This is a genomic window from Enterococcus sp. DIV1224 (assembly GCF_050555455.1).
GTDB classification, from domain to species: Bacteria; Bacillota; Bacilli; order Lactobacillales; family Enterococcaceae; genus Enterococcus_B; species Enterococcus_B lactis.
Genome location: NZ_CP187859.1, coordinates 2,541,973 through 2,567,500 on the forward strand (window position 1 = coordinate 2,541,973; position 25,528 = coordinate 2,567,500).

Below are 25,528 nucleotides of genomic sequence, written 5' to 3' on the forward strand. Positions count from 1 at the left end.
GGATTCTCATGACAAATCTGCTCTCTCTTTTCTTATCATCTGCATCGCAAGGGGTCTTATGGGCCCTGCTTGCGATTGGTGTGTATATCACTTTCCGTATCTTGGACATTGCCGACTTGACTGCTGAAGGAAGCTTTCCTTTAGGCGCAGGGATCGCGGCAGTAAGTATTACAAATGGCTATCACCCATTGACAGCTTGTCTTCTAGGCTTTTTAGGGGGTGCGGCAGCAGGGCTTGTTTCCGGACTGCTTCACACAAAATTAAAAATCCCCGCCCTTCTTGCAGGGATCATCACCATGACTGGTTTATACTCTGTCACATCCCGTGTGATGGGTACGCCGAACATCTCTTTATTGGGTCAGCCAACGATCTTTCATTGGGTCGAGTCATTCGGCATAACAAAAGACAACGCTGTACTGATCGTCGGTCTGCTTTTTGCTTTGATCGTTGTATGTTTACTTGTTTTGTTCTTACGTACAGAAACAGGTCTTGCCATTCGTGCAACTGGCGATAATCTGGCAATGAGCGAAGCAAACGGGATCAACACCGATAATATGAAGATCATCGGTTATATGATCTCTAATGGATGCATTGCTCTTTCTGGCTCCTTGCTTGCGCAAAACAACGGCTTTGCTGATTTGAATTCTGGTATTGGAACGATCGTGATTGGACTAGCTTCTATTATCATCGCAGAAGTTTTGTTACGTAACCAGCCACTATTGCTCCGTCTCTTGACTGTCGTTTTAGGTGCGGTCATTTACCGCTTTATTTTAGCGTTAGTCTTCGAACTGAATGTTGAACCAAGTGATTCGAAACTTGCTTCTGCTTTCGTGCTAGTGATCTGTCTTTCTTTCCCGCAGATTCAGCAAAAATTCCATTTATCTCAAAAGAAGAAAGGCGGTAGTGTCAAATGAATGACGTCTTAACATTGGAAAATCTCCATCATACCTTTGAAAAAGGAACGATCAACGAAAACTATGTCCTGAAAGGGATTAATCTTTCCTTAGAACCCGGCGACTTCGTGACGATCATCGGCGGAAATGGGGCTGGTAAATCTACTTTGCTGAACAGCATCGCCGGTACATTTTCTGTCGATCAGGGACAGATTTTATTGAATGGAAAAAATATCGCGAAAAAATCCGTTGTCGAACGTTCGAAATCCATCAGTCGCGTATTCCAAGATCCTAAACTAGGGACAGCCGTTCGTTTAACGGTAGAAGAAAATCTTGCTCTTGCTATGAAACGAGGAAAAAAGCGCGGCTTCTTCCGTGGTGTCAAACCGCAAGACCGAAAATTTTTCAAAGAACAGCTGGCTCGGCTGAATTTGGGTTTGGAAAATCGTTTATCCTCAGAAATCGGTTTGCTGTCTGGGGGACAACGTCAAGCCATCACGCTGTTAATGGCCACATTACAGCGTCCAGAACTGATCTTATTAGATGAACACACCGCAGCGCTTGACCCGGCTACTTCCAAAACTGTCATGGACTTGACAGAAAAGCTGATCACCGAGCAGAATCTCACTGCTTTCATGGTCACACATGACATGGAAGACGCGATCCGCTATGGAAATCGACTGATCATGCTTCATCAAGGAAGGATCGTCGTCGATATCCAGCAAGAGGAAAAACAGCAGCTCACAGTACCTCAACTATTGGCGTTGTTCAAACAAAACAGCGGCACGACATTGAAAGACGATCAAGTACTTTTATCTTCATAATCAGAACGAGGCTGGGACAAAAAATGAACGCCCACCCTCTTCTTTTTTCTCTTTTCTTCTTTCGTTTTTGCTTTATGTATCAACCGTTGTTTCTTCGAAAACTATTTTGTTCTCTCCTTCTTCCTGATAGAATGGATGAGAAAGGAGCTTGGTGCCATGACAACAAAAGACAAAGTACTTCATTTATTGAAAGAGACACCAGATTTTCTTTCCGGAGAAAAGTTAGCACAGCAACTGGAAGTTTCCCGGACAAGTATTTGGAAAGCCATCAAAGAATTGGAAAAGGCAGGCTATCGTTTTGAGCACGGGCCTACAGGGTATCGTTACCTGCCCTCTGACGTACTAGATGCAAAAGAAATCCAGCAAGAGCTACGGTCTTTTATTCCCGATTTGAAGGTACAAACGATGTTGACTTCTGAATCTACGATGAAAGATGCCAAATTGGCAGCAGCTCACGGAGATTCTGTTTCGAAGTTATTTGTTGCTGATACACAAGAACAAGCTCGTGGACGTTTTGGACGACCTTTTTTTGCCGAACCTGGACGAGGAATCTACATGAGTCTCTTACTCCATCCAGACAAACGGTTTGATGAACTGCCTCAATATACGATCATCGCAGCCAGTGCCTGTGTGAAAGCCATTGAATCTGTTACCGGTCGTTCTGCTTCGATCAAATGGGTCAATGACATCTACATGGATGGAAAAAAAGTCTGTGGGATTTTATCTGAAGCAGTCAGTGATATGGAAAGCGGCAGGATCAGTCATATCATCATCGGGATCGGGCTGAATTTTTCTGTTCCTCAAAATCATTTTCCAGCTGATCTCCAAGAAAAAGCCACCTCTGTCTTTCCTGATGGACAAGCGAGTATCACAAGGAATCAGCTAATCAGCAAAATCTGGCAGAAATTGTTCACCTATCTTTCTCAACCGAAAAAAGCATTGGACTTCTATAAAGAAAAATCATTCGTATTGGGAAAAACCGTGTCGTTCAATCAGAAAGGAACGACTTATGTCGGTCTTGCAAAAGAAATCGGTGATCATGGCGAACTGATCGTCCAAACAAATGAACAGGAAATGAGTTTGTCTTCTGGCGAAATCAGTCTCACATCTATCCGTACGCAATAATAGCAGATTTCACAAAAGGACACCTGATCTCATACAGTGTCCTTTTTTCTGAGTTCTCTTCAAACGACTCTCCTTATTCTCTTGACTTACCTTTTTCTATCCTCTAGAAAAAGGTGTTCTAAACGTATCAAGAAAGCATGGTACACTTTCTTTAAAGGAATCCATGCAAAAAACAGGAGAAACATGCGTTTGTACAGCAAAAAGAGATAGAGGACCGATTCCTTTTCTCGGTTTTCTATCTCTTTTCTATCAATGGTGGTAAAGCTGATTATTGTTTCTATTCAGTTTTTTTATGATACCCACACAGGACTATTTGCTAGTCCTGTGTGAAAATACTTATGCGATCATAAGTTATGTGCTTGTTTCCTAAAAAATATCTATCTTCTCATCGTTCTTTTTTATTGAGGAACGATGTCGATAGAGCCGATATAACCTGCGCGATAGTTTTCGATGACTATCAGTGGCAGGCATTGCCGATACCATCTTCTCCCCCAGGATTGAGATCGTTCACCTTTTCTTCTTGAAGCGTGCGACTGATATTGAGCACGTGATTTTCCGCTTGCAAGTCTTCATTGATGAACATATTTATCATACTCGTCAACACTAGCGTTGATAGTAATAGACTACCAATGATTTTCTTTTTCAATCCAATTACTCCCCCTTTATTATCTATGTAGCAACCAACTTACAACTAAAAAATCAACGCATCCCATCCCCCCTGTCTGACATTCTCGTGTTTCCATCTCCTATAATAAAGGACTATTTTGTTTTTTACTCTTTTTGTATGCGATTGCAACACTTTTAATAACATATTTGTTATTTTTTCCTGTTTGCTACATAGATAGAACAATAAATAGAGTGATCAAGAAAGTTCTTTTGCTTTTGGAAAGAACTTCAGCTGGTTCTCCGGTGCTTCGCACACCACTTGCATTTTGAATTTTTTCTCTGCGACAGAACGGATCAAAAATTTGTCTGCGCTCGTCAATTTTATCCCGCTTTCTTTTTCGATGTCTTCAAACGTAAATGCATGTTTCTCTCCTTTTAACCGAAGAATCAGGGGCGAAACATCTGTACGTGTTAAATTAGTGATGAGTTTTTTCAAATGCATCCTCCTCGATTTGATTTTTGTGGACAGCTGTTTTTCGCTTAGATAGACAGTAAAAATCGGCTGATTCCTCTGCCAACTTCACTTATGTTTTTACTATAACATGTTTTTTTTCATGCCTTGGGACCATAATTTCTAAAAATAAAAAAGAATGATACGAAGAAAAAAAGCCTTTGACAACAAGGATAAATGAGGATTGAAAAAAATCGGTACGAATCTTTTTTCATAAAGGAGCCCCTTGTTTTATTTTTTATGGAAAATATCAGAAAACCGTACCAGATATTTTCCACCTTAGAAAAAGACGGAACAAAAACAAAAAGAAAGCATGATAAAGTGAATACAAAGATACAAATAAAAAAAGAAAAGAGGAATTGACATGCCAAAAGAAGATATTGCAAATTCACCAGATTATAGGCAAGAAACACTATTAGATAAAATGATCAATGAGATTAAAGATCCTACAACAAAAGATCTTGTAGCACAACTCCGAGATAATATAAATGTTATGGAAAGTACACCCAAACATGGAAAACATACACCTGAATACAAAATAGTTGAAGATAACAAGGTATATGCGAAGGCAGAATTAAAAGCATCAAAATTACGAGAAGAACTGAAAACACGAGCACCAGAAATATTAAAGACCTTTGATAATACTAGAAAAACAATGGCGAAACAAAAGACACAACAGAAGCAAAAAGAACAATCATTTAAAAAACAAGAGGCAAAACAAGAGACCAGTTTAAATGATTTTAAGTCGCTGCTAGCTAAACAAACAAATAATTTAAAACAATGTAAAAAGGTAGATACATTCATGAATAGACTTTTTAACAAAAATAAGATCACAAATGCAATACAAAATTACGTAACTACTCAAGTAAAAATTGATAATGCACTCAGAGCTGATCAATCTTTAGGTTGGAATGCTAGGAAAGAGATGGCGAAACTAGAAAATCCACCTCAAAAATTACAAAAAGCAGTTGAGGACTACAAACAGAGCCTTTCTAAAAGCCTAACCTCTCATCAGGTAAAAACCAGACGAAAATCCACCCACGCAGCATTAGATAACTTAACTCAAAACGCTAGTAACAGAGCTAAGAATTCAAATCTATCAAGTCCATCGCAGTCAAAGCCTAACCCTACACGATAATACTCAAAAAGCCCATCAACTATTTGCGTCAGTCGTTCCAAAAAGCAATTTTTTAGGAATCTTGACATCGATCCATTCCGTCGAGTTCTCCACGATAAATGGTACCGTATAGTTATACGTAGCTGTGCCACCTGTCGCTAATGTTTCTTCTACTTCGATGATCCCGTTACTTGTTCCAGCTTTACTTGTGTCAGGATATTGGATGAACTTTGTCACATGGATCGTATCGAATCCGTCAGTTGACAGATAAGATTCGATATTTTGACTTAATTCCTCTTCTGTCAATCCACTTTCAATGGTTTGCGTTTCTACTTTTAATTGGTTGATACGTAGAAGATTGAACCCATTAGCTGTCAGTTCGTAAAAAGCTTGTGGATGACCGATTACTTCTTTTACTAACTGTTCATTTCTTGAGACAGCTGTTTTATTTCCAAGTAGGTTATTCCCCGCAGAATCGAAAACTTCAAAAGAAAGCACATCACCATAGGCTAATTCATTTTGTCTAAGAACATTGTTCCAATTGCTTCTCAGTGTTTGTGCGTCCACAGCCAAGTTATTGGTCAAAAGGGAGAATCTTGGTGAAGTAAGATCACCTCGATAAAATACTGCTTGTGGTGCAGAGGCTACTGGACTGAAAGAATCAAGTCCGTCTCCTTGCGTAGCTGTCAGTTTTGGCAAATTATTCTCTTCGGTCAATGACAGAACAGCTACTGTCTTATCAGAGTTTGCTGCCTGATCTTGGGCGATGATCGAGTTCCCCCACTTCACTTCATAAGGAACTGTCAGTTGTACGATACCTAGTCCATCAGTTGTACGGACTTCAATATCGATTTCACGCGTACCAATCAATGACGTATCAAGTTCTGAACGTAAGGTGACTTCATACTCGCTTGCGTCTACGACTGTGCCATTTACTCGTACATTTCTAACCAATTCCTTTAGATTGCGTTCATCGGCGCTTTCACCTAAGTTAAATGTCTGAGGAACTGCTTCGGCTTCCAACTGTTTGATTGGAACTAAGCCATTGTCAGTCACTCGATAATAAGAGAAAAGGGTGCCGAATGTATAGTTTTCCGCAACTTCATTTACCATCAGTCTGCTTCGGGTGTTGGATTCCGCATGGTAAACTTTAATGATATTCCCAGCGGAAACCTCTAACGGATCGCCTTGATTGAATCCATTGATTGCATTCCTGATAACCGCATTACCCGTGACTTCATATTGATAGGTGCTTGTTTCTCCGTCTAGTACTTCGATCGAATAATAGACACTACTTCCATAATAAGGATGAACTTGTGTATCTAAGTTCGCTCGGTTATCCCCAAAAGTTGAATACAGACGTAGTGTACCATCAACGCTTCTCGTCAAACTGTATGCTCCTGCTGTACGATCACCAAGTCCTCTCAAGGAAATCGTACTTCCCCATTTCACGTCATAAGGTACAGTGATCTGCGTCATACCTAATTACAACGACTACAAGCGATAGCTCAGATACTACTCGAACAATAAGTGACAGTACCGATACGGCAGATACAACATTTATCACAAGTGATAGTCGTCATGCAAGTGTCTCTTTCCCAAGAACAAGTTCGGATAACAAGACGAACGTCAACTTAACTAATAAAACAAGCGATGATCATTTAAACAAATCAAAAAAAGTACTTCCTAAAACTGGAAGTCAATCAAATAATTGGATAACAGTCGCAGGCGTTATATTACTTGTAATCGGTTTAAGAATCACTTTCATGAGTCATAAGAAGTCGAAAAGATAAAAAAATGATCCGAGATAAAAAATAAAGGGCAACGTCAGTTAGCGACGTTGCTCTTTATTTTTGCTTGTTAACATCAAAAAATCCATTTCAAGTGATCCAAAACACGCAGATTTCATCCTTAGGAATTTATCCACGTGTTGCACCAAATTCTATTCAGTCTTTGCGGTCTAGAATCAATTGAGTAAGGGAAAAAAGGTTTTCTCTCGTTCGAAGAGAGGTATCAGGTAATTTCTTGATTTCTTTCAACGCCTTTTCGGTGTAGGCTGCTGCTAATTTCTTAGCTTCTCCCACACCTCCTGTACGTTCAACGATTTTGCGTACGGCTTCAACATCTTCTTCTGTCATTTCCGTTTTCTTCTCTAAATAAGGCAGTAAACTCTGTTTGTTTTTTTGCAAAGAATAGATCAATGGCAAAGAATAGACTCCTTGACGCATGTCTTCTAGTACAGGTTTCCCGATTTCCTGACTCTCTTTTGTATAATCCAAAATATCATCGATAATCTGGAAGGCCATCCCGATAGAAAGTCCGATATCTCCTGCTTTTTTTGCGAAACGCTCGCTTGTTCCACTTTCAAAAGCGCCAACAGAACAACTTAGTTGGAACAATTCAGCTGTCTTACCTGAGATATTCTCCAAATATTCTTTTACAGAAAGTTCATAATTATAGCGATCATCCATCTGCCCTAATTCGCCGTTCAATACTTTTTCCATACTGCGAGAATTCAATTGAAGACTTTTCAGGGAAGTCGAGTAATCAGACAATAGTTTAAAACAGCAGACGAATAAATAATCTCCTGCATAGACAGAAACGACATTCCCAAACTGACTACGGATATTAGGCTGACCACGTCGCAGATCTGCTTCATCAACGATATCATCATGAATCAGTGTGGCCGTATGGAGCATTTCGATGGAAGCTGCCAAAGCGATGGCTTTGTCCCGGTCTTGCTCTGGTCCAAATTGTGAGAACAGTAACTGATAGGCAGGTCGCAACAGTTTTCCGCCGGCATGGATCGTTTCTTTGATTGCTTGTTCGACAGGTTTGTTTTTCAGACGGACAGTTTCTTCCATCCGTTTTAGTGTTTCTGTCAATTCTTTACTTAAAGCAGGATAGTTTTCCCACATTGGATGTAGCTTCATAAAAAAACTCCTTGTGTGACGATTATTTTTTAGTAAACATCGGGCTCCATTGTTGTTTGGTTCCCTGCTCATAATCTTTTTGGAATCGTTGCAGTGTCTGCACATGTCGTAAAAGATAATTCGCCGCGATCCCGATAGCGATTCCTGACAAGATTCCCAGAACGGAAAGGACTGGCAAGTACAGCATGACTGTACATGATTGCGCAATGAAAGAGGCCATCAAAAGCTGACCGACATTATGCATGAACCCGCCGGCCGCACTGATTCCGATGATACTGACACGTTTGGGACCTAATTGCTTGACCAATAACATCCCAAAATAACTAAGCAGCGCACCGCTCATACTATAAAGGAACGTAGAAATCGTTCCACCTAGCAAGGTAGTCAGAAATAGTCGCAGCCACAATAACAAGAAGCTGTCCCGTTTTTTCATGGTAAAAATCGCAACGATCGTGATCAGGTTGGCTAATCCCAGTTTTGCCCCAGGCGCAAAAGCAAAAGGATAAGGGATCATATTTTCCAGTAAGCCAATGATCACTCCTTGTGCAACAAGTAGCGAAATATAAATCATTTTTTGTAATTTGCTCATGGTGTGTGAAGGTCTAATAAATCAGACTGTCTTCGTCACCCCCATCTGTTGATCGGACCTCGATCACTAATTTATGTGGTAAACAAACAATGGTTTCGCCATTTTTCGTTGCCCAGCCTCGACGTACGCAGATCTGGTCATCGCAATCTGCTTCTTTTATCCGTACTCGATCGCCATCTATCTCAATCAAGTTATAATCTCCGTGTTTATCTTTGTAAGTATATGTGTAGCTCTTTTCTCCAGCCATCAAAGGGAATGTTTTGATTTCTGTGCCATCCACACGCAATACCGCTTCTTTTTCTGCTGTTGCGGTGTTTTGCTGAAGACCAAAAATCATGACTGGTAAAAAAGAAAGAACAGTCAAAAGAAAAATTATAAAAACATCCCAAGGTTTGAGCAGACTTTTTTCAGCAAATTCTTTAAGGCTCATTTTTGTTCTCCTTTTTCCAGATTAACTCACCCAATTTTAGCATAAAAACAAGAGGTTGTGACACCTGCGCCTTGCTTTGAGTAATAAGAACGAAGAATAGAAAACAGCTTTCCATGTTTTCTGATTCTTAGGGCTTATTACCGAGAAGCAGCAGGTGGAACACCATTTATATCAAGAGGTTGTGACAGAAGTGGGCAGCTTCAAGAAATAAGAAGGAATTTATGAAAATTGCTTCTCAAATTTTTGTGAAATTTCGTCTTATTTCCGAAGAAGCTACTTCTGGAATACCGTTTATCAGAGGTTGTGACACCTGCGTCTTGCTTTAAGCGTGGAGGCTTATCTCGGGCATCTTATTCCTTTATTTTACATAAAAAGGAGGCTGCGACGGTTTGCCTCAGCCCCTTTCTATTGAAATCTTGCATTCAAGTAACGTTGTTCATCTATTTTGGTCTATTTATTTCTTGCCGTATTGGGCACTTGGTCTACCGTACCACCAATTGCCTAGTGTACGTTGTAGCCATGGAATCACCCAGCGATCCAAACCAATCGCACGACCGGAACCGTTCATCAATGCGAAAGCAACAAAAATGAACCAAATGTTTACCCAGTAAAACATACCTGATAAACAGAACATGATCACTAATACGATCGTTGTCGCACTGCATAGCCATGTGAATAACCCAGCAATCAATGCTAATGCCAAGGCGATTTCAAAGAATACCATGAATTTCTGGAAGAACATTGCTACATCATTATTTGGCATGATCACTTGCATGATCTTTGTGAACCAGTCTGGTGACTTCTCAATCACAGCCATTGGTTCTTCTCCGTATGCATAACTCAAACCGAAATGTGCAGCATGAGTCGCTGCTTCTCCGGCACTTGCCCCTGCTCCACTAGCAGCTGTCGTTGCATCTCCAGCAGCAGAAGCACCACTGGCAACATCTGTTACGTTATATTCCCATGTCCAAGGGAATACACTGTTTCCAGTGAACCATGATCCTTCACCAAACCAAGTACTTGGTTTGAACACTTCACCATTCCCGATGATTTTTTTGGAAGCTTCAACGAACCAAACTAAACCATAGAAAATACGAAGTGGCACACTCCATAAAACGTTGCCGTAACGAGAAGAATGTCCTCGAGTCACGTTGCGATCGTCTTTGATATGGAAAAACTCATGCATTAAATATTGGAACATATAATAACCAGAACGAATATCAAAGAAGTATTTCAAATTCACGATATGTTTCATTACGATAGCTAAAAATCCGCTTAGATGAATCTTATCAAATAGGTTAGCTACCCCCCATTTAGCACCAATAGAAACCATAAATCCTTGATAGTTTCCTTTAAATTTATGCTTTTCTCCGCCTTTGATCGAAGCCACGATATTCGCTGCGGCTGTGTGTCCTGTTTGTTCAGCAGCTTGGACGATTTGCGGTGTCGGTGTTCCTGGAAACTCTTCATAAAAGACTAAATCACCGATGATATAGATGTTTTTATCTTCGTAGCCTTTTGCCTGCATGTATTCATTGGCGATCAACCGCTGTCCGCGTGCTGCTTCTAATCCAAAATCAGCAGCATCAGAAGTTCCTTTAACACCAGCTGTCCAAATCAGTGTGTGGGTCGGAATGTTGCGTCCGTCCTTCAGCTTGATATGATCCGCAGCCACTTCTACGATTGGTGCGTTCAATAATAATTCTACATTGTGCTTACGCAAATAGCGTTCAGCTTTTGCAGCATCATTTCGGTCTAACATATTTAAGATCGTCGGCATTGCCTCTACGACCATCAGTGTGATCTCGTTTGGATCCAACTTATAATCTTTGGCTAAGCGATTTTTCCAGTCGATCAGTTCCCCAATCATTTCAATACCGGTAAACCCAGAACCACAGACAACGAAAGTCAGCATGGCTTTACGCAACTCATCATTTGGTTCCAATGCAGCTTTTGCTACTGTTTTCTCAATATGTTCACGAATCCTTACAGAGTCTTCAAATGACCAAAGAGTGAATCCGTGTGCTTTGACACCAGGTGTACCAAAGTCATTCGGCTCTCCGCCCATTCCAAGGATCAGCTGATCAAAAGGATAGGAACCTAATTTGGTCTTGACGATTTTCTGTTCTTTATCGATACCGACAACTGTGTCTGTGACAAGCTGTACATTCTTTTGACGAGCAAACAAATGCTGCAGATCGTATTGGATTGCTTCTGGTTCTACACGTCCGCCAGCTACTTCATGCAACTCGGTCATCATAGTATGGTACGAATGACGATCGATCAGAGTAATTGCTACATCTTCTTTTTTCAGTTTCTTTGCCAAGTATTTTGTAGCTGAAACACCGGCATATCCTGCTCCTACAACGACAATATTTTGCTTTGCCATTGATCATCCGCTCCTTATAGACTATCTATATAATGAATATATGATAATTCTTTTAGTTTGATACTTATTACACAATCTCCATATATTATATAGATGTTCTGTTCTTTTGTCTAACTCCTTTTGGATTTTTTTCAAATTTTAAAATAAAGCGTTTTTTCGCGAAATTTGCTGAAAGAAAACGTTTGAAATATTACATGGGTTATTTATCGAAAATAGTTGACTTATAGGCTAAAAAGATTAGAATGTATAATGAATCACAAAGAAAAATTGTGGACTAAAAATGGAATGGTGGGGTATTAAAATGAAGAAAAAACGTTTTGTAACTGGATTTGCCGTGTTAGCATTTTCAGCTCTAGTGTTAGGCGCTTGCGGCGCAGATGACAACGGAAGTTCAAATTCTTCTTCTGAATCATCTACAGCACAATCTTCGACTGCAAAAAGCACAACAGAATCATCTGCAAAAGTTGTTGCTGGCGGAGACTTGCAAGACGGCACATATAAATTAGAAGAAAAAAATTATTCAAATGGTTACCGCGCAGTCTTTGAAATGGTTGTAAAAGACGGCAAAATCACTGAATCAAAATATGATAACGTCAATGAAAACGGCGAATCAAAAACAAAAGATGCAGAATACAACAAAAACATGGAAGCTAAATCTGGCACAAATCCAGAAAAATACATTCCTGAGTTGAATGACCAATTCTTAAAAGCACAAAGCGCAAGCGGTGTGGAAGTCGTAACTGGAGCTACTCACTCATCTGAAAGCTTCCAAAACTACGCACAACAATTGATCCAAGCTGCTCAAGCTGGTAACACAGATACAATCGAAATCGACAATGGTGCTGATTTGAAAGACGGCACTTACAAGCTAGAAGAAAAGAACTACTCTAACGGCTACCGTGTGCAATTCGAAATGACAGTTGCTGGCGGCAAAGTAACTGAATCAAACTTTGATTATATCGACAAAGACGGCAAATCAAAACAAGATGATACAGAATACAATGAAAACATGAAAGCCAAAAGCGGGACAGAACCAAAAACTTACATCCCTACTCTTAACGATGAATTCGTCAAAGCAATGGGTGAAGAAGACGGCTCACCAGCTGATGTAGAAGTTGTTACAGGTGCTACACACAGCTCACATTCATTCATCATGTATGCACAACAATTAGTGAATGCAGCTGAAAAAGGCGACACTCAAACAATCGAAGTAGATAATATCGTAACAGAAAAATAATCACATAATCATACGAATAAAAGTTGGAGGGTGGGACGATAGCCAGGTTAGGCAGTCGTCTCACCTTTCAAAATGAAGAGAGGAAAACAATGCGGAAAAAACTACTATTTTCCTTAATCACACTGAGCATCTCTTTTATGGTGCTAACTGGCTGCACTAACTCAACAAAAAATACAACCACTGAAAGTTCAGCATCTACCAAGATCTTAAAAGATCCGTACTCTGATGAACAGTTCTTGTTAGGGACTTACGTTCGTATCCGTGTGTATGATGAAGGCAAAGAATCAGCATTGAAACCTGCCTTTGATCGAGTAAAAGAACTTGGTGATAAAATCACGATCAATCAAAAAGGTTCCGAGATCGATGAAGTGAATGAACAAGCTGGTATCAAACCAGTAAAAGTTTCTGACGACGTCTACACGTTAGTCAAACGAGCCTATGAATACAGCCAAGATTCTCAAGGCGGATTCGATATGGCAATTGGTGCGATCACTCAATTATGGCGAATCGGTTTTGATGACGCCAGAAAACCTTCACAAGAAGAAATCGATCAGGCATTGAAATTAGTGGATTATCATAAGATCGAACTAAATGACAAAGAAAAAACGGTCTATCTAAAAGAAAAAGGGATGATCATCGACTTAGGTGCAATCGCCAAAGGCTACATTACGGACGAAGTAGTAAAAGTCTTGAAAAAACAAGGTGTGACTACTGCTATCGTTGACTTAGGTGGGAATGTCTATGTCTTAGGATACAGCCCAAGAGGCGAAAATCAAGACTGGACAGTTGGCATCCAAGATCCGAATATGGCTCGTGGCTCTGTTCTAGGTTCTATCAAAGAACGGAACAAAACGTTAGTTACTTCTGGAATTTACGAGCGCTATTTAGAAGTAGATGGCAAAAAATACCATCATTTGTTCGATCCAAAAACGGGTTACCCGTTCGACAACGATATCGCAAGTGTCACGATCATAACAGATAAATCGATCGATGGTGACGGTCTGTCTACAGCAGTCTTTTCAATGGGTGTGAAAAAAGGTCTGGAATATGTCGAAAGCGAATTGAACAATGGGACGGAAGCAATCTTCGTAACGAAAGATGATAAAGTATATGTGACCGATCCAATTAAAGACACTTTCAAATTATCTGAGGATTCCCATTACACGATGGGTGACCGTTCTGAATTAAAATAAGGAGCACGAACCATGACACTAAAAATCTTTTTAGAAGTAGTTGAAATACGAACAAAGGTGGCTAGTGTATTTCCTTTTGCGGTAGGGGTATTATTCTCTATCGCTTTTTTTCACGAGATACATTGGCTAAACACTTTTTTATTTTTTATTGGGATGCTAGTTTTTGATTTAGCGACTACCGCGATCAATAATTACATGGATTATGAAAAAGCTCATTCTGAAGTATATAAGTATGAAGAAAACGTCATTGGTCGCAGAAATCTATCCCCTGTATTGATCCGAAACATGATTTTAGCGATGATCGCATTTGTTTTTGTTATTGGCGTTATTTTAACGATCAATACGGGTTGGCTTTTGCTTTTGATGGGATTTATCTGTTGTTTTATCGGAGTATTCTATACATTCGGTCCAATTCCCTTGTCTCGAATGCCTTTAGGGGAAATCTTCAGCGGGGTGACTATGGGACTTGGGATTTTTGCCATGGTCGTTTATGTCAATACATTCGGTTCGGATGTCTATGATCTGACGATCAACTTTTCATCCGGGCAATTTGCTTTGGTAGGAAACCTTTGGGCTATAGCAGCAATTGTCTTAGCCTCTTTACCCCTGGTGTTTACGATTGCCAATATCATGTTAGCTAATAATTTGCGAGATCTTGACCGCGATATTGAAAATCATCGCTATACACTGGTTTTTTATATCGGACGCCCAGCAGGAACAGTCTTATTCCAGCTATTGATGTATGCTTGCTATTTTGTGATTTTGATGGGATTGTTGAGTGGTATCTATGAATGGCCGATCTTAGTCACCTTCTTGACTTTTCCAATTGTGAAGAAGCATTTAGATCAATTCAAGCAAACATTACCCCAACCTATCAGTTTCAGCTATTCCATCAAAAATATGGTCTTATTCAATGCTAGCTATGTATTGGGTTTATTACTAACGATCGTTGTACAAGCCATTTAACGACTTGAAGAGGTTGTGACAGAAGTAGTCAGCTTCAAGAAATAAGAAGGAGTTTACGAAAATTGCTTCTCAAATTTTTGTGAAATTTTGGCTTATTTCCGAAGAAGCTACTTCTGGAACACCGTTTATTCGAAAATAAGGGCTGTGACAAGACTTTTGTCACAGCCCCTTATTTTTTTTTGATTCGTATCAGCGAACTTGACGAGAATTTTCTTGAACTGATGGCTTTTGAGATATTAGCTTAGCGCTCTGGTTAATTCCTTTTAATTTAGCTGTTAAGGTTGCTTGTTCTTGGGTAAAATCGGTTCGTTTTTTAACTTATTTGTCTTGTCTGCATCCTTGGAAGCATCTGATATCCGATTGGCAATAGTCCCATATTGTCTATTGCTTTCCCTTGATGATGTAGATGAAATATTTGAAAGATTACTCTCTCTTTTGTTGGCTTTGCATTCTTTGTAACACTTGTATCCTGCGACTGGTAATAAAACAAGGGTTCTTGCCACGTAATACAATGCTTTGATCATTGAGGCCAATATTCTGAACGTAAAGGATAAAATACAAAATAAACCGATTAACTCTTTCATTTTCGTTCCTCCAGTGTTTTTGTTTTTATCTTAACGCTGAAAATTGTCTATACCACACCTACTTTTTCCGAAATAATAATTTATTGGCAACTCTTTTTTCAAGTAGAATGAAGAAACGTTTCCAAATTATGCCAGAAAGCATCCGTCGGTACTTTAGAAATTTTCAGAATGGCAGAAGATATGCGATTCAAATTCAAATTCACATCGGTCAATACTAGGTCATATTGGTTGATCAGTGTATAGTCTAAAGAAAAAACATCTTTTTCATAAATATCGACTTTCTTAAAAGAAGGGTACTTATTCAAAATCAAGTTCTTATATAAAATAGGAAGTCCCATTTCTTGTGAACTTAATAACAAAATAGACCGTTCTTTTAGTTTTGGCTCCACTCGATGCAGTAATTCATTCGAAGAGACAATCAGCTCCAACAGTAATTCTTTTAACAAAAGTTCATTTTTCCGTACAGAGGATAAGTTAGAGATGATCAATGCACTTTGATAAGCTTCCCATATCTGGACTTTTTTCTTCAGGATTTTCTTATAAAAGATATCTGCATAGCTGACTTTGAAAAAAGTCAATTCTTTATAAAAGGTAATAAAACTGGTGAAATGCAAAACCTTTTCAGTTGTGACCGTTTCATTGATATTGGAAAGATAATAGAAATGTTTAAGAAACAGTTCTACTCTTCTGAGCATATACTCATCTGTTTCAGCTGGATTGGTAAAAAGCAGACTGAGATATGGGCTCAAAATATTTTCTATATTTTCTCTACTGATCACAAATTTATAATTTTGATTGATAAGCGTGCAGAAGACGGTATCGCTCTTGATCGTTTCCATAATTGAGTCAACGACAGCTGGCCGATCTGCCAGTTCCTCTTTGGGAATCAGATGGTCGTTCCCGATTCGAATGATCGAAGTAAAAATATAATAGACTGTATAAATGATTTTAGAAGAGCTAGCATCCCGTCCTTGCTTGATCAAACAGCGTTTCAACATTTTATAAATCATTTCAAAATAAGGAAGATCTTTTTCTTTGCAGATTTCTTTGAACATACTTGAGAAAAATTTGCGAATATAGATTTCATCACCGATGATTTGTAGTCTAGTGGTTAAGATGATTTGTAGTCTGGTGGTTAAGATGATTTGTATATCTAATCTTTCTTTTGAAAAGTACGTATTTATTTTGGTAATGATTCTCCTGACACTTGTCTTACTCAAAAATAATTTAGCTGAAATCTCAGTTAAAGACGGTTCTGAAATCAGAATGTATTTTAAGACTTCTATATAGATAGAATTATTTAGGATCTTGATAAAAATATCATCTAAATTGAGGTTACTGGGTATTTTCAACGTTACTTCTTTATACTGATTGACCTCGATGTACGCAGGAAAACAAGAAGAATTAAAATTATCAATATCTGCAATAATTGTTTTATCCGTCACTTTTAGCTCTTCCGCAAGGTCGTTGATCTCAGCCATATCCATGCTTAACAAGCAGATCAGCATGATTTGTCTCTCTAGTTGTTTTTCCAAAAATCCTACCATTTTTTACTTCCCCTTTTCTCGTTTGCTATTAAATCTATCCTACAGTTATTTACGCTAGAATTTAGTATTATTTTTTTTCTATTTTGGAAAACCTGTTTCTTAAAAACTGTTTTTGTATGTTATAATTATTATTTTTGGATAAACAGTATAAATAACTATATCTAAGGGAGTATTTATCAAAAAAATAAAAGAAAACGATCTTTTATTTTCGGAAACAAAAAATCGAATGAAGAGCAACTCCCTTGAAATATCATTTTCAACCCTCGAAGATATAAATAAAAAAACAATTTTATATAAAATAATTAAAAGTATAGTTGGTTTAGTTTTCATTCAGTAGTTATATTTGCTATTTTAAATAACAATAATCTAAAGAACATAAGCATGATATTTCTATCTAAGCTTTTTATTTATGTTTTATTTTTTTACTGTAAATATAGAGAGTACAATAATGATTTATAAATACATAATTAAAAATAACAAAAATAAAAAACATCCAACTATTCATTTTATGGTTATTTAGTTATTTTAATTAACAAAAATATGAGGTCAAAGCATTCTGTTTTTGCTGTTTTTGCTGTTTATTCTGCCTGTTGCTTAAAATTGTTGAACAAACATACAAATGAATTAATTTTCTCTATAACGTGGGATAATGGTTAAGAACGACCGAAAAGAAAAGAAAGGAAGTGAAGGAGCGTTTTATCTATTATTTCTTAAAAAACGCAGATGGAAATATGACAGAAGATATAACTATGCTTGAAAAATTATCAGAAAGACAGTTAAGATTAGCCATGCTTTTGAGTATGGATTCATTTTATTTAGAAGACTTAGCGAAGAAAATTGCTGTAACAAAAAAAACACTCTTATCTGATATTGCCGCATTTAATTTTGTTCATTCTCCGGCATCTATTCATATCGACGAGCAACAGAAAGTTTCTTTGAGATTACCTTGTGAATATAATTTAGAAAGCATCACGAGTACTATCTTAAAACATTCAAGCCATATACAATTGTTGAAAATCATTTTGATGCAAGAACCTTGTATTGCTAAACTAGCTGATCAGTTATTTCTAAGTACAGCAAGTATTCGCAGAATCATTATGTTTCTGAATGAATCCTTTCAAAAGCGAGGATTTCTTTTTAGAATCCACACTACTCCATATGTACATATTCAAGGTGAGGAGAGACAAATACGTTTTTTTTACTGCAGTTTATTTGAGGAGATCTATACACCAAATCAACTTCCTCATTCCCAAATATTGTCTGCAGCTATCAAACGATACATGAAACTTTATCCTCCATTAAACAAACTATCTGGCCACAAACAGCTGTTTTTGATTTATTATTTTTTGATTTCTATTATCCGGATCGGAAAGAAACATAAATTATCCGATCAGTTGAAAAGCCAACCTCTCGAAATGGATATTGATTTATTTTTTGAGCGAACGAAAAATAACATTACATTTTGCTCCGTTATGGAGAAAAATTATCATTTCTATTTAACTAAAGAAACAGCTAGTGAACTTTTGCGTCCAATCAGCCAAATGATCCATTTTGCTTCTGTAAAGGCGCCAGCTCATGAAATCAAAAAATTAAGAAACTTGTCACAAAATTTCTATCGTTCTTTATCTACTGATACAATGTTATCTGATCAGCAATTAAATTACTTGTATCATTTGATTTCTTTCAAGAAGGAGTTTTTACCTTTTCTAACCAATTCCTTTAAACAATTCTTTGTGATCGTCTTGAAATCGGATCCACTCATTCTTTCTTTTTATGAACAAGCATTGGTGGAAGAAAATTATTCGTTTATTCTAACCAATCGTCTATTATATGAAGAATTGCTGGAAGAACTGGTTTTGCTGTCTCCAGCTCTTATTGATCGAATCATTCCAAAAAAAAAGACATATACAGTCATGATCCTTTCTTCTCAAGAACCGAAAGTTTGTTTCTTATATAAGGAATTGTTAACTAAAAAATTTCCTGAGATAAAAGAAATAAAAGAATATCAGGATAGCTTTTTTGATTTGAACTATCGGTTGATCAATCAATATGATTTGGTTTTGACTGACTTTCCTTTAGATAGGAACCAGCTGAATACGAAGATGATCAAAATATCCAACTTCCCTACTTATTCGTTTTGGGAAAATATCGAAGCAATCTTACATAAATAGTTAAAAAACAAAAAACCAGAAAATCAGTATACTGATTTTCTGGTTTTACATTGATTTATTCAATAAAAAGCTGCTGGAACTGCTAGTATTAAATTATCGCATCGTTACGAATTCTTCCGCCCCTGTTGGATGGATGGCTACTGTATTATCAAAGTCTTCTTTTGTTGCGCCCATCTTGATAGCCACAGCAAAACCTTGTAGCATTTCATCGACACCTACACCAATAGCATGCAAGCCGACAATTTTTTCTTCTTTTCCGACGCAAATCAATTTCATTTCGCATTTTTGGCGATAATCATTCAAAGCAAAGTACATTGGAGTAAAGCGTGAACGATAAACTTTCAATTCATTTTCGCCATATTTTTCCAATGCTTCTTCTTCTGTCAAACCAATCGTTGCAATTGGTGGATGCGTAAAGACAACTGTCGGAACAAGATTATAGTCCAGATAAGAATCTTTCTTCCCATTAAACAAACGTTCCGACAAACGTCGGCCAGCTGCGATTGCAACAGGAGTCAAGTCTAATTTACCGATCACATCACCAACTGCAAAAATATGTTCATCCGTTGTGTTTTGGTATTTATCTACTTTAATAAATCCTTTTTCGTCCAATTCGACATTTGTATTTTCCAGACCTAAATTTTCAGTATTCGGTACACGCCCGCCTGCAAAAAGGACACAATCGCCAGTTAAGGTTTCGCCATTTTCAAATAACACCGTGTATTCGTCATCATTTTTAGTGATTTCTTTAGCAATATGATGTGCGTAAGTCTTGATCCCAGCTTCTTGGTACATTTGGATCAGATTGTCCGAAAGCATGTTATCAAACGTTCTAAGTGGACGTTCTTTTCGGTATGCCCACATGACTTCACTACCTAAACCACGAAATACACCTGAAAGTTCAGCTGCGATGTATCCAGCACCTAAAACAATTGCTCTCTTAGGTAATTCCTTTAATTCAAAAAATCCATTTGAATCAATGGCGTACTCACCACCAGGAATGCTCATCTTGCTTGCACGGCCTCCAGTTGCAATCAAGATTTTAGGCGCATGATAAGTTTCACCGTTTACTTCGATCGTTTGACTATCGATAAAAGTAGCATATCCTTTTATAGCCTCGACATGATTGCTATCTAATCCTCTTTGGTAAGCACCGTGTAGAAAATCAATATATTTTTCTCGTCTTTCTACTAGACCGGCGAAATCGACACTTTTTAAATCTGCTTGGATGCCGTAACTTGGAGCATCACGTTCAATTGTTTCCAAAATCGTACTTGCTTGCCACATGACTTTTTTAGGTACACAACCGACATTGACACAGGTTCCGCCTAATTCATTTGCTTCAATCAGCAAAACTTTTGCGCCATGCATCCCTGCTCTGTTTGCTGAAGCAATACCGCCAGAGCCGCCACCAATTACGATGTAATCATATATTTGCATTTTGTTCCTCCTTATTGAAGAGATCAATCAAAACCTTTATTTAACGATCCTTTTTCTACAGAAAACAAGTGTAACACTTTTCTTGGATTTTGTATGCGAAGATGCTTGAAACAAGGATGTATCAGCTTTTTCTTTATTTACGTTTCCGGATCATATCTCCAGGTTTCACTGGTTGTGCGACTGGCATGGTCAAAACCATCATTGGATTTGGTGCTCGGTCAATGGATTCCCCTTCTTCATTATGCATGATTTCGACTGTTTGACTGAAATGACTGAACCCTGGACCATAAAATTCGATTTCATCCCCTACAGAGAATAAGTTTCTCTGACGTATCGTAGCAATCTGTGTTGCCTCATCATAAGATAATACTTCACCGACAAATTTATATACTGGGATTTTACGACGTTCACCAAATAATTGCTCGTTTTCAGTTGGTGTATTGTAATAAAAGCCTGTAGCTAACTCTCGTTGTGCCACTTTCCATAACTCGTCGATCCATTCTTGTTTGCAGACATAGTTTTCAGGATCTTCCATATAGCTGTCTACAGCTGCTTTATAGACGTTTGACACTGTAGATACATAATGGATCGATTTCATTCTTCCTTCGATCTTGAAGCTGTCTACGCCGTTTTCAATCAATTCTGGAATATGCTCGATCATGGACATATCAACTGCACTCATCGAGAATTCTTCTTCAATTTCTCCTGTATCAGTCAAACTATTTCGTTCTTGACCAAAAGGCATATCGAACAATCCATATTTCCAACGACAAGATTGAGAGCATCCGCCACGATTCGCATCCCGCATTGACATATGGTTGGACAATGTGCAGCGACCAGAATAAGAGATACACATGGCTCCATGAATAAATGCTTCGATTTCGATATCCGTATTTTTACGGATCTCTGCCACTTCCTCCATTGAAACTTCACGAGCTAAAACGACACGTTCCAACCCTTCCTCTTTCCAGAATTCCAATGTCTCAAAATTGGTTGCTGAAGCTTGAGTGGATAAATGGATCGGCAGACCTGGAGCTTCTGTCGCGCAAATTTCGATCAAAGCTGGATCAGAAACGATCACTGCAGAAATACCGACATCGCGCAGACTGCGGAAAAATTCCCCAGCGCCTTCTTCATTTCCTTCATGGGTGACCATATTAGCAGCCACGTACACTTTTGCATCGTGTTCTTTTGCAAAAGCAACCCCTTCAGCCATTTCTTCATAAGTAAAATTGCCTGCACGGCTTCTTAAACCATACGCATTTCCGCCAATATATACTGCATCTGCTCCATAATGGATCGCTGTTTTTAACTTTTCCAGTGTTCCTGCTGGCGCTAAGACTTCTGGACGTTTCAATTTTCTTTTTACTGTCATTTCATTCATCATACTCCTTATTTGATAGCAGAAGGATCAATATAAAAGAATCCTGTATCTAATTCACGGTTTTCAGGATGTAATTTGTTGATTTCGCTCGTCAATTTTTCTGCTTTTGCTTGATCCCAGCTACCTTCTAAAATTTGTTTTTTTGCTTCGGCGAATAGTTGAGTGATATTCACGAAATTTTCGCCTGGAGTAAATAACCCGTCCAATTTCCATGTACGGTAATGATGCTGATAAAGTTCATTCAATTCATTCGAGAGATTTAGATCATTACTGGCAAAAATATGTGTGCCATGACTATCTTCATAAATAGAATAATGTGTCTCTTCTTTTTTAGGTTCCGAGATAAAAAGACCTCTTTCACGATCTTTTTGTTCGTCTTGCTTCGTATAGTTATAGTAATTCTGTAGCAGTGGACGTTTGGATTGATGGATGCATGTAGCACCATACACAAGGATTTCTACAGGGATGTCGAGTTTTTCTTCCATCGCCTTCATCTCTTCAAAAGGAACTTCACGAGCAAGTATTGCGCCAACTGCGCCTTTTTTCGCCCAAAAATTGATTTGACGTGCACTCGTTACTAATGTTTCAGCATCATAAATATACGGTATACGCAATTCAGGATTTTTTTTCATCGTATAAATGATACCTGTATCACCAACTGTGATCACATCTACGTTTATTTCTTTTAAAAAAGCCAAATATTCAGGTACATTTTTCATTTTTTCAGGATGAATGATCCCATTTACAGCAATATTTGCTTTTTTACCATGCTTGTGTGCTAATTCTACTAATTGTCGCTGTTCTTCTCGTGTAAATGAAGCAGGCAGACGCAATCCAAATTGCTCTTCACCGAAATATAGTGTGTCTGCACCTGCAGCAAGCAACTGTTCTGCTTGTTTGATAGTCTCTACTGTGGTTATGAGTTCGATCATAATTTCCTCCTCCTACAACTTCATAATAGTAGCATAGCTCTAAAAACTTTCCAATACTTCTTCTATTTAAAGTCGGATTTTTGAAAATTATTTCACAAAAAGTCAAAATAAAGTTCGATATATTCTGTCCAAATATAAAAAGAGATTGTGACAAAAAACTTGTCACAACCTCTTAATCAAGTCTTACTATTATAAAAATTCAGCTACATAGACCAAGTACCTATAGGGAACCTACTGTTTCCTTTTTAGGTCCGCGAACATTCAATGTGATCTTTCCTTTTGAAGCACCTACTGTTACGTGGTCACCTAAACGAATCTCTCCGCCAAGCAACGCCTCGCTCAATCGATCTTCAATTTCTTTTTGAAGTGCGCGACGGATTGGACGTGCACCATATTCAGGATCAAATCCGGCTTTCCCGATCACATCGATTGCAGATGGGGTGATTTTCACTTGAATATCTTGTTCTTTCAATCGCTTGATAATCGCTTTACTCATGATTTGGACGATTGTATGGATTTCATCTTTACTCAATGAATGGAAGACGACAGTCTCATCAATTCGATTCAAGAATTCAGGTCGGAAAGCTTTCTTTAACTCTTCTAAGATACGTTTTTGCATGGCTTTGTGATCTTTCGTGACATCTTGGACATTAAATCCGACATTTTTTTCTTCTCGGATTTGTGTCGCTCCGATATTTGAAGTCATAATCATGATCGTATTTCTAAAGTCCACTTTTCTACCTTTAGAATCTGTTAAATGACCATCATCCAATACTTGCAGAAGTAAATTGAAAACATCTGGATGTGCTTTCTCCACTTCGTCTAAGAGAATCACTGAATATGGTTTTTGACGAATTTTTTCTGTCAACTGTCCACCTTCATCATACCCTACGTATCCTGGAGGAGATCCGATTAATCGGCTTGTACTGTATTTTTCCATAAATTCTGACATATCAACACGGATCAGGGCATCTTCGCTTCCAAACATGACTTCTGAAAGTGCTTTGGCCAATTCTGTTTTTCCGACACCAGTTGGTCCAAGGAACATAAATGACCCAATTGGACGGTCAGGATCTTTCAAGCCGCTTCGTGCACGACGGATGGCGCGTGAAACTGCTTTGACAGCCTCATCTTGACCAACCACACGTTCATGCAGGAGACCTTCCAATTCTAACAAACGTTCACTTTCTTTTTTCTCCAACTGCTGTAGAGGGACACCAGTCCACTCCGATACAACTGTAGCAACATCTTCTTCTGTTACACGATCAGCATATCCTTGTTCCTGTTTTGCTTCGATTGCAGAAACTTTTTGTAGCTTTTTACGTAGTGCTTTTTCTTGTCTACGTAATTGCGCAGCATTTTCAAAGTCTTGTTTTTGGATTGCTGCTTCTTTTTCTTGTACTAATTCATCAATTTCTAATTTGATTACAGTTGATTTTGTTAAGTGATCGGTTTGATCCAAACGGACTTTCGCTGCTGATTCATCAATCAAATCAATCGCTTTATCAGGTAGTTGACGAGAAGTGATATAACGAACAGAAAGATTCACTGCTGCCCGCACAGCTTCATCTGTAATCTCTACCCCGTGGTGCTCTTCATATCTTGAACGTAATCCTTGAAGAATCTCTTCCGCTTCTTCAGGAGTTGGTTCATCTACTTGAATTCGTGCAAAACGTCGCTCTAATGCAGAATCTTTTTCGATATATTTTTGATATTCATCTAGGGTCGTTGCTCCGATCGTTTGTAATTCTCCTCGAGCTAACGCCGGTTTCAAGATATTCGAAGCATCAATTGCTCCTTCTGCTCCACCTGCACCAATCAAGGTATGCAATTCATCAATGAATAAGATTACTTGACCATCATTATAGATTTCGTCGATGACTTTTTTCATTCGATCTTCAAATTCACCGCGATATTTCGTACCAGCAACCAAAGATCCCATATCAAGCATCATCAGGCGCTTTTCTTGCATGTCTTCTGGTACTTCTCCTAAAATGATTTTTTGTGCTAGTCCTTCAGCAATGGCTGTTTTACCTACACCAGGTTCGCCCACCAGTACAGGGTTGTTCTTTGTCCGTCGGCTAAGAATCTGAATAAGCCGTTTCACTTCTCTAGAACGACCAACAACTGGGTCCAACTTGTTTTCTTTTGCTAATTTCGTCAAATCACGTGCTAATGAATCCAGTGTAGGTGTTCCTTGCGGTGTTTGCCGTTTATCTTGTATATTTCTACGACGATTCATTCCCTTTCCACCCGAATCACCAGCTAGTCCCATTTTGTGTTTCAGAACTTGTCGGGCTTTTGAAAGGCTGATACCTAAGTTGATCATGATTCGAGTAGCCATGATACTTTCATCTTTTAATAAGCTCATCAAAATATGTTCTGTTCCAACTTTTTGAGAACTCGTTTTCTTTACTTCGCTGCTAGCTAAAGCAAAAACTTGTTTCATTCTTGGAGAATATGGAAGAAAGACTCCTTTAGGGTAAGAACGGATACCGCCATAACCAATCAGATGTTCAATTTCTTCATAAATTTCTGTCTCATTCAAATCCATTTCACGTAATACTTTTCCAGCAATTCCATTTTGTTCAACTACTAATGCTAGTAAAACATGCTCTGAACTAACTGATTGATGTTTTAATCGTTTTGCTTCTTCT

Annotated in this window: 22 protein-coding genes (1 of these 22 cut by a window edge); 9 read left to right on the top strand and 13 right to left on the bottom strand. The window is 38.3% G+C overall.

Features of this window, described 5'->3' with window-relative positions; genetic code table 11:
* Positions 1 to 8 precede the first annotated feature (8 nt).
* The 3 genes from IGK53_RS12465 (at position 9) to IGK53_RS12475 (ending at position 2,842) form a co-directional block, all read left to right on the top strand.
* On the top strand, positions 9 to 914 hold the full coding sequence (locus IGK53_RS12465; protein ID WP_430604826.1) for an ABC transporter permease: 906 nt from the start codon (positions 9 to 11) through the stop codon (positions 912 to 914).
* A complete protein-coding gene (locus IGK53_RS12470) occupies positions 911 to 1,717 on the top strand; it encodes an ABC transporter ATP-binding protein (RefSeq protein ID WP_002329793.1) in 807 nt (268 codons plus the stop codon). Before IGK53_RS12465 ends, IGK53_RS12470 begins: the two co-directional genes overlap by 4 nt.
* Positions 1,718 to 1,873: 156 nt before the next feature.
* Complete coding sequence (locus IGK53_RS12475; RefSeq protein WP_002329792.1) at positions 1,874 to 2,842, top strand: biotin--[acetyl-CoA-carboxylase] ligase; 969 nt, start codon at positions 1,874 to 1,876, stop codon at positions 2,840 to 2,842.
* 457 nt (positions 2,843 to 3,299) lie between these two features.
* On the opposite strand, the gene IGK53_RS12480 is transcribed toward IGK53_RS12475, so the two are convergent.
* Both IGK53_RS12480 and IGK53_RS12485 read right to left on the bottom strand, forming a co-directional pair.
* Complete coding sequence (locus IGK53_RS12480; RefSeq protein ID WP_002315817.1) at positions 3,300 to 3,488, bottom strand: hypothetical protein; 189 nt, start codon at positions 3,486 to 3,488, stop codon at positions 3,300 to 3,302.
* Between the two features lie 216 nt (positions 3,489 to 3,704).
* Positions 3,705 to 3,950 (bottom strand): hypothetical protein, encoded by a 246-nt coding sequence (locus IGK53_RS12485; RefSeq protein WP_016629240.1) that lies wholly within the window; start codon positions 3,948 to 3,950, stop codon positions 3,705 to 3,707.
* 373 nt (positions 3,951 to 4,323) lie between these two features.
* Here IGK53_RS12485 and IGK53_RS12490 point away from each other — a divergent pair, with 373 nt between their 5' ends.
* Positions 4,324 to 5,097, top strand: a complete 774-nt coding sequence (locus IGK53_RS12490) for a hypothetical protein (RefSeq protein ID WP_002329790.1) — start codon at positions 4,324 to 4,326, stop codon at positions 5,095 to 5,097.
* Between the two features lie 15 nt (positions 5,098 to 5,112).
* On the opposite strand, the gene IGK53_RS12495 is transcribed toward IGK53_RS12490, so the two are convergent.
* The gene (locus IGK53_RS12495; RefSeq protein WP_002329789.1) at positions 5,113 to 6,555 is read right to left on the bottom strand and encodes a putative mucin/carbohydrate-binding domain-containing protein; all 1,443 of its coding nucleotides are present in this window, start codon (positions 6,553 to 6,555) and stop codon (positions 5,113 to 5,115) included.
* An 83-nt stretch (positions 6,556 to 6,638) separates the two neighbouring features.
* On the opposite strand from IGK53_RS12495, the gene IGK53_RS12500 reads away from it, so the two are divergent.
* Entirely contained in the window at positions 6,639 to 6,869 is a 231-nt protein-coding gene (locus tag IGK53_RS12500; RefSeq protein WP_269202445.1) for an LPXTG cell wall anchor domain-containing protein, read from the top strand.
* Between the two features lie 153 nt (positions 6,870 to 7,022).
* Here IGK53_RS12500 and IGK53_RS12505 read toward each other — a convergent pair whose 3' ends face one another.
* From IGK53_RS12505 to IGK53_RS12520, 4 genes are all read right to left on the bottom strand, one after another.
* Positions 7,023 to 8,009: a polyprenyl synthetase family protein gene (locus IGK53_RS12505; RefSeq protein ID WP_002329788.1), complete on the bottom strand. Its 987-nt coding sequence runs from the start codon at positions 8,007 to 8,009 to the stop codon at positions 7,023 to 7,025.
* 22 nt (positions 8,010 to 8,031) lie between these two features.
* Positions 8,032 to 8,598, bottom strand: a complete 567-nt coding sequence (locus tag IGK53_RS12510) for a Gx transporter family protein (RefSeq protein WP_002329787.1) — start codon at positions 8,596 to 8,598, stop codon at positions 8,032 to 8,034.
* 13 nt (positions 8,599 to 8,611) lie between these two features.
* Positions 8,612 to 9,028: a NusG domain II-containing protein gene (locus IGK53_RS12515; protein ID WP_002315806.1), complete on the bottom strand. Its 417-nt coding sequence runs from the start codon at positions 9,026 to 9,028 to the stop codon at positions 8,612 to 8,614.
* A 454-nt stretch (positions 9,029 to 9,482) separates the two neighbouring features.
* On the bottom strand, positions 9,483 to 11,417 hold the full coding sequence (locus IGK53_RS12520) for an NAD(P)/FAD-dependent oxidoreductase (RefSeq protein WP_002329786.1): 1,935 nt from the start codon (positions 11,415 to 11,417) through the stop codon (positions 9,483 to 9,485).
* A 301-nt stretch (positions 11,418 to 11,718) separates the two neighbouring features.
* Here IGK53_RS12520 and pplA point away from each other — a divergent pair, with 301 nt between their 5' ends.
* The 3 genes from pplA to menA all read left to right on the top strand — a co-directional run bounded on the left by pplA (position 11,719) and on the right by menA (position 14,813).
* A complete protein-coding gene (gene pplA / locus IGK53_RS12525) occupies positions 11,719 to 12,654 on the top strand; it encodes an extracellular electron transfer flavoprotein PplA (protein WP_002307821.1) in 936 nt (311 codons plus the stop codon).
* A gap of 89 nt (positions 12,655 to 12,743) precedes the next feature.
* A complete protein-coding gene (locus IGK53_RS12530; RefSeq protein ID WP_002329785.1) occupies positions 12,744 to 13,847 on the top strand; it encodes an FAD:protein FMN transferase in 1,104 nt (367 codons plus the stop codon).
* Between the two features lie 12 nt (positions 13,848 to 13,859).
* Positions 13,860 to 14,813, top strand: a complete 954-nt coding sequence (gene menA / locus IGK53_RS12535) for a 1,4-dihydroxy-2-naphthoate polyprenyltransferase (RefSeq protein WP_002329784.1) — start codon at positions 13,860 to 13,862, stop codon at positions 14,811 to 14,813.
* Between the two features lie 275 nt (positions 14,814 to 15,088).
* Here the strand turns inward: menA and IGK53_RS12540 are convergent, their stop codons facing one another.
* Both IGK53_RS12540 and IGK53_RS12545 read right to left on the bottom strand, forming a co-directional pair.
* Positions 15,089 to 15,397, bottom strand: coding sequence for a hypothetical protein (locus tag IGK53_RS12540; protein WP_002329783.1), 309 nt, complete (start codon positions 15,395 to 15,397; stop codon positions 15,089 to 15,091).
* 98 nt (positions 15,398 to 15,495) lie between these two features.
* A complete protein-coding gene (locus IGK53_RS12545; protein ID WP_002342321.1) occupies positions 15,496 to 16,944 on the bottom strand; it encodes a helix-turn-helix domain-containing protein in 1,449 nt (482 codons plus the stop codon).
* 731 nt (positions 16,945 to 17,675) lie between these two features.
* Between IGK53_RS12545 and IGK53_RS12550 the strand changes: the two genes are divergently transcribed.
* Positions 17,676 to 19,115, top strand: coding sequence for a helix-turn-helix domain-containing protein (locus IGK53_RS12550; protein ID WP_411213387.1), 1,440 nt, complete (start codon positions 17,676 to 17,678; stop codon positions 19,113 to 19,115).
* Positions 19,116 to 19,208: 93 nt separating this feature from the next.
* Here the strand turns inward: IGK53_RS12550 and gor are convergent, their stop codons facing one another.
* From gor to IGK53_RS12570, 4 genes are all read right to left on the bottom strand, one after another.
* On the bottom strand, positions 19,209 to 20,555 hold the full coding sequence (gene gor, locus IGK53_RS12555; RefSeq protein WP_002329780.1) for a glutathione-disulfide reductase: 1,347 nt from the start codon (positions 20,553 to 20,555) through the stop codon (positions 19,209 to 19,211).
* A gap of 133 nt (positions 20,556 to 20,688) precedes the next feature.
* Positions 20,689 to 21,942: a peptidase U32 family protein gene (locus IGK53_RS12560; protein ID WP_016629233.1), complete on the bottom strand. Its 1,254-nt coding sequence runs from the start codon at positions 21,940 to 21,942 to the stop codon at positions 20,689 to 20,691.
* Between the two features lie 5 nt (positions 21,943 to 21,947).
* The gene (locus IGK53_RS12565; RefSeq protein WP_002315795.1) at positions 21,948 to 22,871 is read right to left on the bottom strand and encodes a peptidase U32 family protein; all 924 of its coding nucleotides are present in this window, start codon (positions 22,869 to 22,871) and stop codon (positions 21,948 to 21,950) included.
* Between the two features lie 220 nt (positions 22,872 to 23,091).
* Positions 23,092 to 25,528, bottom strand: partial view of an ATP-dependent Clp protease ATP-binding subunit gene (locus tag IGK53_RS12570; RefSeq protein ID WP_002329778.1) — the 3' portion only. 50 nt of this gene lie beyond the right edge of the window; the window shows 2,437 of its 2,487 coding nt (coding positions 51–2,487); its start codon lies beyond the right edge, outside the window — the gene reads right to left on this strand; it ends in the stop codon at positions 23,092 to 23,094.